General features: G+C 72.4%; 8 protein-coding genes. 5 read left to right on the forward strand and 3 right to left on the reverse strand.

The annotated features are described in order from the left end of the window. The coding region (locus D6689_00350) for a tetratricopeptide repeat protein (protein ID RMH45229.1) at window positions 1–702 on the forward strand (702 nt) is incomplete at its 5' end. A gap of 10 nt (window positions 703–712) precedes the next feature. Here D6689_00350 and radA read toward each other — a convergent pair. Both radA and D6689_00360 read right to left on the reverse strand, forming a co-directional pair. After that, a complete protein-coding gene (gene radA, locus D6689_00355; GenBank protein RMH45230.1) occupies window positions 713–2,077 on the reverse strand; it encodes a DNA repair protein RadA in 1,365 nt (454 codons plus the stop codon). Window positions 2,078–2,142: 65 nt separating this feature from the next. Beyond that, complete coding sequence (locus D6689_00360) at window positions 2,143–3,996, reverse strand: TIGR04551 family protein (protein RMH45231.1); 1,854 nt, start codon at window positions 3,994–3,996, stop codon at window positions 2,143–2,145. A gap of 170 nt (window positions 3,997–4,166) precedes the next feature. On the opposite strand from D6689_00360, the gene D6689_00365 reads away from it, so the two are divergent. Beyond that, window positions 4,167–5,060, forward strand: coding sequence for a hypothetical protein (locus D6689_00365; GenBank protein RMH45232.1), 894 nt, complete (start codon window positions 4,167–4,169; stop codon window positions 5,058–5,060). Between the two features lie 51 nt (window positions 5,061–5,111). Here D6689_00365 and D6689_00370 read toward each other — a convergent pair whose 3' ends face one another. Further along, window positions 5,112–5,825, reverse strand: a complete 714-nt coding sequence (locus D6689_00370; GenBank protein ID RMH45233.1) for a hypothetical protein — start codon at window positions 5,823–5,825, stop codon at window positions 5,112–5,114. A 40-nt stretch (window positions 5,826–5,865) separates the two neighbouring features. On the opposite strand from D6689_00370, the gene D6689_00375 reads away from it, so the two are divergent. From D6689_00375 to D6689_00385, 3 genes are all read left to right on the forward strand, one after another. Continuing rightward, window positions 5,866–7,611 (forward strand): hypothetical protein, encoded by a 1,746-nt coding sequence (locus D6689_00375; GenBank protein RMH45234.1) that lies wholly within the window; start codon window positions 5,866–5,868, stop codon window positions 7,609–7,611. 55 nt (window positions 7,612–7,666) lie between these two features. Continuing rightward, window positions 7,667–8,782, forward strand: a complete 1,116-nt coding sequence (locus D6689_00380; protein ID RMH45235.1) for a beta-N-acetylhexosaminidase — start codon at window positions 7,667–7,669, stop codon at window positions 8,780–8,782. After that, the coding region (locus D6689_00385; GenBank protein RMH45236.1) for a hypothetical protein at window positions 8,763–12,384 on the forward strand (3,622 nt) is incomplete at its 3' end. The genes D6689_00380 and D6689_00385, both read left to right, overlap by 20 nt.

Consider the following 12,384-nt stretch of genomic DNA (forward strand, 5'->3'; position numbering starts at 1 on the left):
CACCTGTACAAGCGCAAGGGCGAGTACGCCAAGGCGGTGGCCGCGTACGAGCGCGCGGCCGACCGGCTGCGCAAGGATCCGGTGGTGTGGTCGAACCTCGGGATGGCGTACTACCGCAACGGCCAGCCCGACGACGCGATCCGCGCGCTGCGGCGCGCGTGCCGGCTCGACCCGGACAACCCGGAGATTCACGCGAACCTCGGCGTGATCCTGCGCCAGCAAGGGCAGGTCGACAAGGCGCTGTGGCATCTGGAGAAGGCCGTGCGGCTCGCGCCGAAGGAGGCGACCTACGCGAACAACCTCGGCATCGCCTACCGCCACGCGAAGCGGCTCGACGACGCCAAGCGGATGTTCGAGCGCGCCATCGAACTCGATCCGTCGCGCGCCGAGTACCATTTCAACCTCGGGGCGGTCCATCGCCGCAACGACGACGTCGACCTCGCCATCGCGAGCTACGAGCGGGCGCTGGCGATCGATCCGAACCACGCGGACGCGTGGTGGGACCTCGGCCACATGTACCGCAAGAACCACGACAACGATCGGGCGATCGAGGCGTTTCGCAAATACCTGGCGCTGATCGCCGGCAAGGACGCCAAGCGAGAGGCGTTCGCGCGCGAGCAGATCGAGGCGCTCGGCGGGTCGGTCGACGCCGGGGACGCCGGCGGCAAGTCGAAACCGCGCCGCAAGCGGCCGCGGCGCTGATCGGCGCCGGTCACAGCGCGTCGAGCGCCTGGTCGACGTGGCGGACCGGCACGAGCTCGAGGGCGGGCGTGCCGTCGAGCCGCTTGGCGTTGTGCGCCGGCACGATCGCGCGCGTGAACCCGAGCTTGGCCGCTTCCGCGAGGCGCAGCTCCGCGAGGTGGACGGCGCGCACTTCGCCGGCCAGGCCGACCTCGCCGAACACGACCGTGCGCGGGTCGACCGCGCGCCCCCGCGCGGACGACGCCACCGCGCACGCGACGCCGAGATCGATGGCCGGCTCGGCGAGCCGCACGCCCCCGGCGACGTTGACGAACACGTCCTGGGAGATCACGTCGCAGCCGGCGCGCTGGGCGAGTACCGCCAGAAGCAGCGACACCCGGTTGCCGTCGACCCCGGCTGCGGTGCGCCGGCCGACGCCCGCCGACGGCGGCGCGACCAGCGCCTGGACCTCCACGAGGATCGGGCGCGTGCCTTCGGCGCTGGCGACGACGACGGATCCGGGCGCACCGGCGGTGCGCTCGGCCAGAAACAGCTCCGACGGGTTGACGACCTCGGCGAGGCCGCCGGCGGCCATCTCGAACACGCCCAGCTCTTGCGTCGACCCGAAGCGGTTTTTGCTGGCGCGCAACACGCGGTAGGGACTGGCGCCCTCGCCCTCGAACTGCAGCACCGCGTCGACCACGTGCTCGAGCGTCTTCGGCCCGGCGATCGCGCCGTCCTTGGTGACGTGGCCGACGAGGATCGTCGGCACGTGTTCGCTCTTGGCGTAACCGAGCAGGCGCGCGGTGCAGTCGCGCACCTGGCCGACCGAGCCGGGAATCGACTCGAGCAGCTCGGTGTGCAGGGTCTGGATGGAGTCGACCGCGAGCACGGCGGGGGCGGCGGCGCGGGCCGCGGCGAGGATGCGCTCGAGGTGCGTCTCGGCCAGCAGCGAGATGTTCGGGTGGACCGCGCCGACTCGGCGCGCGCGCATCGCCGTCTGCGCGGCCGATTCCTCGCCGGTGACGTACAGCACGCGCGCTCCCTGCTCGGCGATGCCGCGCAGGGCCTGCAGCAGCAGCGTCGACTTGCCGATGCCCGGCTCGCCGCCGAGCAGGACGAGCGAGCCGGCGACGAGCCCGCCGCCGAGCACCCGATCGAGTTCGCCGATGCGGGTTGCGAGTCGCCGCTCCGGGTCGGCGTCGGCTACCTGATCGATCGCGATCGGTTGCGCGGCGGCGCGGCGCTCGGCCGCCGGCGCGCGCGGGGCGGTCGGCGCGGCCTCCTCGACGAGCGCGTTCCACTCGCCGCACTGCGGGCAGCGGCCGAGCCAGCGCGACTCGGTGTGGCCGCACGCCTGGCACACGTAGATGGCCCGTCGAGTCGCCTTCGCCATGGCCGGACCTTAGCCGTCGACTCCGACACTGGCCGGCGCGGGCCGCCGGCCGCCGCGCCAGGGCGTCAGAACGTGACTACGAGCCGGGTCTGGAACGTCTGGGCGGTTTCGGCGTCGCCGACGACCTTGCGGCCGTTGACCGATTCTCCGGTGTAGCCGAGGTCGGCCGGGTGGTCGAGGGCCGACAGCGGGAACAGCACACCGTACGAGACGCCGGCGAAGAAGTTGCCGTTCTGGTAGCCGAGGTCACCGTCGAGTTCGACGCCGTACATCGCGCCGTTGCCCGGGGTCGCCACCGGCCGGTGCGCGAAGCTCCACACCGCCTGGCTCTTGAAGGTGAACCGGTCGGTCAGGTCGTAGCGCAGAGTCGGCTTGAAATACAGTGCGTTGGTGACGGTACCGATCAACTCGCGGAACAGGATCAGGTCGACCTCGTAATCGAAGTCGAACCGGAAGGCGTTGATCGACAGGTCGCCCTCGCCCGGCAGCGCCTTCGCGCGCGTGACGTTCGTGCGGCCCATCGGCTCGTTGTCCCACTCGTCGCCGCTGGCGAAACCGGTTTCCAGACCGAGGGTGAGGTCGTCGTCCAGCAGCCGGTAGGTGAGGCGCGCGACGCCACCGAACTGACGGATGGTGAACTCCTGGTCGTCGTCGATGGCCAGCGACGACGATACGTCGTCGAGCTGCTTGATCGTGCCGAACACGCCGACCGCCTCCGCTTCGATCTGGAGCCGCTTGTAGGCGAGCTTGAACCAGACGTCGGGGATATAGGCGCGCGCGCCGCGGTAGGCGTACTCGCCCGTCGGCGCCTGGCCGATGGTCGTGCCGTTTTGGTCGTAGTCCTGTTTGCGCCACACGAAGTAGGTGCCGTAGTTGAGCGCAAGCTCGCCGGCTTCGCGGCGGTCGGCGAACTGCTCGGGCGAGTCGAGTCGAGCGAGCACGACGATCCACTGATAGACGTCGTCGCTGTCGTCGAGGTCGAACGGCTGGCCGTCGAACCGGTTGCGGTAGGCGTCGGTCTGTGCAGTGGTCGGCGCCACCGATGGCCAGTCGGTCGCGATCGCGACGCGGAAGTTGGTCCCGGGGATCATCGTGCCGAACATCAGCCGATCGGCGGTATCGCCGTAGTCGCTGTCGAGGTCGTATTCGCCGCTGAACGGGTCCGCCCCCCCGGCGTTGGCGAGGATGCCCATGCCCCAGTGCGACGGCATGCGCCCGAACTTGAGCAGGCCAAGCGGCGTCATCACCTCGGCCCACGCGCGCTTGACGACGATCGCGTCGCGATCCAGATTGCGGCCGGCCTGGGCCGGGGCGCCGCTGGGCGAAAACGCCTCGATCGGGATGTACTGCGGCGGCGGCGAGCCGTCGGCGAGCAACCCGTCGGGCGTCGAGCCGAGGACGAAGTTGTCGTAGATGTCCACCTGAAAGTGGACCGACGATTTTTCGTCGATGTGGACGACGGGCTCGAGGCGCAGCCGGATGTTGGAGGACCGCAGCGATTCGCGGCAGGCGTCGCCGCCGCCCTCCGCGTCGGCGTCGCAGCCCAACGGGTTGGGGAACGGCGCGCCGAAGTTGGGCGTGTCGAGGAAGCCGAGGTCCAGCTTCTTGAACCAGTCCGTGCGCAGGCGAAAGTACCCGTCGAGTTCGAACAGCTGGAACTTCTTGCCGTCGTCCTTCGGCGGCGGCAGCACCGGGGTCGTCGGCAGCGCGCCCGGCACCTTCGGCGCCGGCTCGGCGACGCCTTTCGGTTTGGGCAGGCCTTCGCCGCCGGGAGCGCCCGGCTGCGGGATGCCGCCGCCCGGCTGCACCTGGGCGCGCGCCGGTGCGGCCGTCAGGGCGAGGGCGGCCACGCCGGCCACCAGCGCCGGGGGCAGGCCCGTGCGAACCCGAGCTACCGCGTGCAACAATCGCGAGGTCATTGTTCCTCCGCAAGGAAAACAGCAGGCTACGAAGCTCGCGGACTATACGCACGAGCTCGCGAACCCGTCAAACCGTGGAGCTGTGCCAACAAACGACCCGCGCGCGGGCAACCGCGTTGCCTGCGGCGTGTGCCCAACTCGCCGTGGTCCCTCGTGCTACGGAGACTCTGGTGCGGTGGGCCGGTCTGGCGGCCGCGCTCGCGATCGCGTGTTCGGCCGGGCCGCGCCGGGCCCCGGCGCCGCGGTCCGCATCGCGTCCGCCTCCGCGCCCCGACGCGGTGGCCGGCGCGGTGGCCGGCGCGGTCGTCGGCCAGATGTGCCCGGAGGCGGCGGGCGGCCGACCGGCGGTGTTGCCGCTGGTGATCGCAGGGACGCGGTGGACGACCGACCCGTCGGCCGTGTCGCGTGCGGTCGCGCGCGGCGAGGTGCGGGCATTTGCGGTGTTCGCGTGGGACGGCCGGCGCGCCGGCGTGTTCCGCGTCGCGGGCGCGGCGGACGTCGGGCTGGCTCCGCGCGTCGCGCTCGGCTCGTACGCCGGCGGGTCGCCGTGCGCGGCGCCCGCGCGGCCGGGCGACCCGGCGCGCGACATCCCGGAGTGCGCGGCGGCGCTGGCCGGGTGCGGGTTGGCGGTCGCCCCGCTCGAGCCGGGCGGCGGTTACCGCGCGCGGCCGTTCGACGAGGTGGAGCCGCCGCCGCGCGCCGCGGTCGGCGGTGCGTGCGCTGCCGCCGGCCAGCTCGTGGTGGACATCGACGGCGACGGCCACCCGGAGGTGTTTCGGCTCGCCGACGTGCTCGCGGGCGGCTCGTTCGCGGACGAATGGGGCGCGGCGGCCGCGCCGGCGCGGCGGTGCGAGCCGCGGTTCGCAATCCGCGGGATCGCGGGCGGGGACGGCGAACGCCTGGACCTCGTCGGCGTCGTGGACGTCGACGGCGATGGCCGCCGCGAGGTGGTGCTGGCGCTCGACCGCGACGGCGGCGGCGAGTGGGCGGTGTATTCGGCCGCGGCGACGCCCGCGCGGCTCGAACTCGTCGGCCGCGCCGCGCCGTTCCCGCGCCACCCCTGACCGGATGGCACCGCGTGGGTGTAGTTGCATCTGATCGCGCGATGCCCGCCGTCAACGCCGGCCGCGCGCTGGCGGCGTCGGCCCGGCGTCCGCCGCGGCCGCCGGATCGGGACACGGACGACACGCGCCCGCGTCGGCGGCGGCCGGCGCCGCGGCACCGCCGAACAGCAGCGCGCCGAGCACCATGCCGACCGCGAGCGACGTAGCCGCCAGCAGCGCCGGCAGTGTCCACGGTGCGCGGTCGGCCCACCCGCCGGGCGGCCGCAGTCGCGACCGCGTCGCCGGCCGGGTGTCGCCCGCCACGACGGCACCGGTCCCATCGCGCACCGGGGTCGCGCCCGTCACCGCCGAGTCGAGTGCGCCGAACGGACCCACCGGCGACGCCGGGCTCGTCGGCACTTGCTCGAACCACGACTGAGCCGCCTGTTCGAGTTCGGGTTGCGGCGGCAGTGGTGCGGGCGTGGGCTCGGCCGGCACCCGATGGATCTGCGAGGTCGGCGCGCTGTCCGGCGTCTCGTCGCGCGCGCCGATCGGACGGCGGCCCAGCGCGCGAGGGATGTGCTGGACCGTGGGGCGGTGGTCATCCGGCAGCAACTGCTCCGCCGGGGGCAGCGGCTCGACGCGGGTAGGCCCCCATAAATCCGAGTCGGATCGCCGCTCGGCGGTCGCGGGAGTGCGGGCGCTCAGTTCGCGCAGCCGGTCGAGCATCGCGCGCTGGCGCGCCGCGATCTCCTTGTCGTCGGGGCGCTTTTTGTCGCTCGCCACGTGATCCGCGTTCAGGATAAACTGACGATGGAGCCTTCTTATGCGCGTTCATCCTAGCTTATCCTGTCGGGGACGGGGGCCTCGTCGGTTGGCGTTTGCGCTCGCCGCGGCGGTGGCCGCCGCCGCATGTGGCGACGACACCGGGCTGCTCATCGAGGTGAGTCGCGACGCGGCGACGACCCCGCCGGCGATCGACCGCTTGGAGTTCTTCATCGGCCGGGCGGGGCCGACCGGCACGTACATCCAGGATGCGCAGCGGCTGCCGCCGATCGATCTGGCGGCCGGCCGCGATCTGGCCGTCGATCCCTATGCGCTGCTATTGCGGCCGGCCGACGCGATGCGCGGGACCGACGCGGAGGTGATGGTGGCCGTGATCGGGACCTCCAGGGGGGAACGCGTGGGGTTCGGGCGGTTGGACGGCCCCGTGTCGTTCGCGGACGGGAAGGTGCTGCGGTGGCAGGTCGTCCTGCGCGGCGGCGGCGACTACGACGTATCGGACACGGGATGTCTCGTCTACGACGAGGCGGTGATCGCGCCGCCCGACGATATGGACTGCGACGGCGATCGCGCCCCGGCCGACTGCGACGACTCGAACCCGGACGTCGGCCCGTCGGCGCCGGAGCGCTGCGACAACGATGTGGACGACAACTGCAACGGCCAGGTCGACGAGGAGGTCGACGGCGACGGCGACGGCGTCACCAATTGCGACGACTGTGACGATACCAACCCCGATGTGCATCCGGGCGCGGACGAGGTGTGCGACGGCCTCGACAACGACTGCCGCGACGGTTGCGACGCGGAGTTCGACGCGGACGAAGACGGCTTTACGGTGTGCGGCAGCAAGATCGAGGACGGCGGCGCGTCGTGCGAGCCGCCCAAGCTCGAACGCGTCGACTGCGACGATCGCGACGGCGACGTTCACCCGGGCGCGGACGACGACTGCGACGGCGTCGACAACGACTGCAATGGCGTGTGTGACGACGGGTGGGATCCGGATATGGACAACTACACCGAGTGTGGTTCGCGCGTCGACGTGTGCGACGGCACTGACGACGCATCCCGCGACTGTATGCCCGAAGACGGCGACGTGTACCCGGGCGCACCGGAACGGTGCAACGGCATCGACGACAACTGCGACGGCGAGCCGTACGCCGAGTCGTCGCCCTGCTACGCGAGCGCGACGACCGAGGAGGGCGAGGCGGTGTGCGTGGTCGGCGTGCGCGCGTGCGACGACGCGCCGGGCGGCGCCGGATGGGGCGAGTGCGCGATCGAGGGCCGAGTGGACGACCCGGCGTTTCACGTGCCGATCGAACTGTGTGCGGCGTACGACGCGTGCGACGCCGCCGATGTGCCCGACCCATTTGACTGCGCCAATGAGATGGGCGCGGATCGCACCGTCGCGTGTACCGTGGCCGTCGCCGACGCTGGCGAGCCGGCCCTGTGCCCGAAGACGTACGCGCCGGTGCCGCGCGGCGACAGCCCGGGCGGCTGCGAATGGCAGATCGTAGGCGGCGCGCGGCAACCGCACTGGCAGGTGGGCCTGTCTCCCTTGGTGGGCGATGCGCCACCGGCCGGCCCGACGGTCGTGGCGACCGATGCGTGCGCCGTGTGGTTCCACGTGATCGACGCCGTCGACGCGCCGCCGCAGGCGGGTGCGGTGATGCTGCACCACGTGAGCGCACAAGCGGGAGACGTGCTCATCCGCGTGCTGCTGCACCCGGAGGTCGTCGCCGACTGTCCCGACCCGGGGCTCACCTGCGACGCGCCGCTGTTGCCGGGGCCGTAAAGCGCGGGCGCGGCGGGCTTTCGCCGGCGACCGGTCCGCTGCTACCCTCGCCGCAGTGGGGGAGATCGAACGGGACATCGGGCAGCTGCTGTGGGTCGGTTTCCACGGGGCCGCGGCGCCGTCGTCGCTCCGCGACGCGATCGCGCGCGGCGAGGTGGGGGCGGTCGTCGTGTTCGCCCGCAATTTGGCGGTGGCCGACGAGTGTCTGGACGTCGACGCCACGGTGGACCTCACCGAATCGATCCACGGGGCGGCTGCGGCGGGCGCGCCTCCGCCGTTGATCGCGGTCGACCAGGAGGGCGGCCGGGTCCAGCGGGTGCGCGCGCCGGCGACGCGGTGGCCGGCGATGTTGTCCTTCGATCGCCTCGATCCCGCCGAGGCGCGCGCTCTCGCGGGGGCTGTCGGCGAGGCGCTCGGCGCCGAACTGGCCGTACTGGGGTTCGACGTGGACTTCGCGCCCGTGCTCGACGTGCACACCAACCCCGATAATCCGGTCATTGGGGACCGCGCGTTCGGCACGGACCCGGGTTCCGTCGCCGATCGAGCGCTCGCGTTCGCCGCCGGGCTCGAGCGCGCCGGTGTGGTGCCGTGCGGCAAGCACTTTCCCGGGCACGGCGATACGTCGACCGACAGCCATCTCGAGTTGCCGCGCGTCGACCACTGCATCGACCGGCTCCGCGCGGTGGAACTGGTTCCGTTCGTTCGAGCGGCGCGCGCTGGGATGCCGATGTTCATGACCGCGCACGTGGTGTTCGCCGCGGTCGACGACACGGCGCCCGCCACCCTGTCGCCCCGCGTTCTGCGAGAGGTGTTGCGCGGCGAGGTGGGCTTCGACGGCGTGGCGCTGAGCGACGATCTCGACATGCGCGCGATCCGCGACCACTTCGGTGCCGCCGAAGCGGCGGTGCGCGCGATCGAATCGGGGTGCGATGCGCTGCTCCTGTGCGCCGACGAGGACGCGCAGGCCGCCGCCCGCGAGGCACTCGTGCGGCGGTCGCGCGACGACGCCGCGTTTCGCGCGCGCGTGGCCGAGGCCGCCGCCCGCGTGCGCGCGCTGCATCGGCGGTTGCCGGCGCCGGGGCGGGCGAGTGCGGCGCGCGCCCGCGAGGTGCTCGGCTGCGCGCGGCACCGTGAACTGGCGGCCCGCCTCGGTGGCGGCGGCGGTGGCTGACGCGCGGGACGAATTTCGCGGCACCGATCGGTTCGCGATCGAGGAGCGCATCGGCACCGGCGCGACGGGGGTCGTGTACCGCGCGCGCGACAACGAGCGCGGTCGGACGGTCGCGCTCAAGCTGCTGCGGCGCTACGACCCGCTGGCGCTGTACCGATTCAAGCAGGAGTTTCGCGCGCTCGCGGACGTCACCCACCGGAACCTCGTCAATCTGTACGAGCTGGTCAACGCCGGCGACGAGTGGTTCTTCACCATGGAACTGGTCGAGGGCGAGGACTTTCTGACCTACGTGCGCGGGGTCGAGGGGGAGCGCGCGACCGCAATGTCCGAGTCTGCATCCGTGCACGAGGAACAGACGGCCGAGACGTTGTCCCTGGTCACCGTGCCGGCTGGCGCGATGGCGACCGCGACCGCGGCCGACGGGATGCCGCTCGGCGCGGTGCGCGTTGCGCCGCACATTGCGCCACCGGTGATCGAGCGGGGCCAGATCGAGCGGCTGCGCGACACCCTCGCACAGCTGGTCGACGGGCTGCGCGCACTGCACGCCGCCGGCCACCTACACCGCGACGTCAAGCCGTCCAACGTGTTGGTGACGGCGGCCGGACGGGTGGTGATCCTCGATTTCGGAGTCGTCGCGGAACTCACGCCAGCCGGAACAGGCTTGCGCGAGGGCCGCGTCGTCGGGACGCCCGCGTACATGGCGCCCGAACAGGGCGCGGGCGATGACGTGACGCCCGCGTCCGACTGGTACAGCGTCGGCGTCATGTTGTACGAGGCGCTCACCGGACGGCGCCCGTTCGTCGGCCCGGCGCGCGACGTGATCGCGGCCAAGCAGCGCCGCGATCCGCGGCCGGTCGCCGAGCTAAACCCCGACGCCCCGCGCGACCTGGCCGCGCTCTGCATGGATTTGCTGTCGCGCGACCCGAACCGGAGGCCGGGGCCGGAGGAGATCCTGGTCCGCGCGGGGCGCGCCACGCGGGCGAGCCAACCTCGCGTCGCGCGGACGACCACGGCGCCGGTGTTCGTGGGGCGAGCCGGTCACATCGAACTGTTGCGGTCCGCGTTCAGTGCGGTCGCTGCCGGCGCGACGCGCACCGCGTTCGTCCACGGCAGCTCCGGCGTCGGTAAAACGGCACTCGTCAACTACTTTCTCGACGAGCTGCGTGCCCGCGGCGACGCCGTCGTGCTGACCGGCCGTTGTTACGACCGCGAGTCCGTACCGTACAAGGCGCTCGACGACCTGATCGACGAACTCAGCCGGTACCTCGTCGACCTGCCGCGACGCGCGGTGTGGGATCTGATGCCACCGGACGTCTACGCGCTCGCGCGCCTGTTCCCGGTGTTGCGGCGGGTCGAGGCGATCATGGGGGCGTCGCGTCGAGATCTGGACGCACTCGAGCCGCACGACCTGCGGAGGCGCGCGTTCGATGCGCTGCGCGAGCTGCTGGTTCGCCTCGGACGGCAGCAGCCGCTCGTGCTGTTCATCGACGACATCCAGTGGGGAGACGTCGACAGCGCCCGCTTGCTCGCACACGTCACTCGGCCGCGCCGCGCGCCGCGGGTGCTGTTGATCGGCGCGTATCGCCGCGAGGATGCCGCCGCCAGCCCGCTGTTGCGCGCGCTGTTGCCGACGCAGGGAGCGGCGCTGTCGTTGGCGGTCGAGCCGCTGTCGCCGCAAGAGACCGAACAGCTTGCGCTGTCGCTGCTCGGCGGCGACGGCGAAGTCGCCGGCCATTTGGCCCAGTCGATACGGCGCGAAGCAGGCGGCAACCCGTTTTTCGTGCACGAGGTCGTCAGCTGGATCCGCAGTCAGGACGATCTCACGTCGATCGGCCACAACTTGACGCTCGATCAGGTGCTCGCCAGCCGGGTTGCCGAGCTGTCGCCGCCGGCGCGCGGCCTGTTGCGCGTCATCGCGGTGGCCGGGCGTCCGATCGCGCAGGCGGTCGCAGCGCGCGCGGCGCGGCTCGGTGTCGACGATGCGGTGGCGCTGGGCGAACTGCGGGCGGCCAACCTCGTTCACGCGCGCGGCGCGCGCGATCGGGACGCGATCGAGTGCTTTCACGATCGCGTGCGGGAGGCGGTGCTCTTGTCGATGAGCCCGGACGAACTGCGCGACACGCACGCGCGGTTGGCCGAGGTGTACGAGGCGACCGGCGAAGGCGATGCGGAAGCGCTGTCGATCCACCTCGAACATGCCGGCGACGTGCGCCGCGCGGCGGACTACAGCGTGGAGGCTGCGGAGGCGGCCATGGCCGCGCTCGCGTTCGAGCGCGCGGCACATCTGTATCGCCGCGCGCTCGCGCTCGCGAAGCCGCGCGGCGAGGCGCGCGCGGCGCTGATGGCCCGGCTCGGCGACGCGCTCGCGCACGCCGGCCGGCGGTCCGAGGCGGCGGACATTTACCGCGAGGCCGCGCAGCTATCCGGGGCGGCCGCCGACCGGATGGAACTTGCGAGCCGCGCCGCCGAGTCGTACTTGTGGAGCGGTCACGTCGACGAGGGCATACGCGCGCTCGAGGGGGTGTTGACCGAAGTCGGCGTCCGCATGCCGCGCACGCGGATGGGCGCGACATTGTCCTTTCTCGCTCGGCGCGCGTGGGTGCGCGTGCGCGGTCTCCGGTTTCGCGAGCGCGACCCGTCGTCGCTGTCGCCACACGTGCTCGGCCGCCAGAACGTATTGTGGGCGGCGGCGGTCGGGTTCGCGATGTGCGATCTGCCGCTCGGGATGGACTTCCAGGCGCGCCATTTGCTGAGTGCTCTGTCTCTCGGCCAGCGGCGCGAGGTAGCGCGCGCCCTCGCGGTGGAGGCGTCGTATCGATCGTTGGCCGGGCGCAAGGCGGTCGCGCGCGCCCGGCGGATCGCCGACCGCGCCATGCAGATCGCCGAGGATCTGGACGACCCGATGCTGGTCGCATGGGTCAACGGCGCACACGCGATCGCGTCGTATCAGGTCGGTGAGTTTCGCGACGCGCGGGACCGCGCCGAGCGCGCATTGGCGCTGCTGGCCGGGCGTCACGGTGCATCGTACGAGGCGGCCGTGCTGATCCAGTACCGGCTGTGGTCGCTGTACTGGCTGGGCGAGTGGCGCGAGATGAGCCGTACCGTTGCGTCGGCGCTGCGGGACGCGCGCGAACGCGGCGACCGCTATTCCATGACCAATCTGGCGATTGGCGTGCCCAATGCCGCGTGGCTGGTGCGCGACGATCCAGCCGAGGCGCTGCGCGTGTGTCGCGACGCGATCGAGCGGTGGTCGCGGCCAGGATTCCACCTGCAACATTATTGGGAGTTCCTGGCGACGTTGCACGCGTACATCTATGCGGGCGACGGCGCGCGCGCGGCCGCGCTCGTCGCGGATCGCTGGCGAGCCGTGGCGCGCGCGCATCTGTTGCGGGTGTCGATGGTGCGCGCCGAGGCGAGCCACGCGCGGGCGCGAGCCCATATCCTGGCGGCGGCGTGCGGGATCGACCGCGACGCGCACCTCGCACAGGCCGAGCGGATCACGCGGGCGATGGAACGCGAACGCCTCCGCGCCGTCGACGGCTTGGCGATGGTGCAACGGGCCGGGATCGCGAGCGTGCGCGGCGATGCGGACGCGGCGCTGG

The organism is Deltaproteobacteria bacterium (genome assembly GCA_003696105.1).
Lineage (GTDB): Bacteria > Myxococcota_A > Polyangia > Haliangiales > J016 > J016.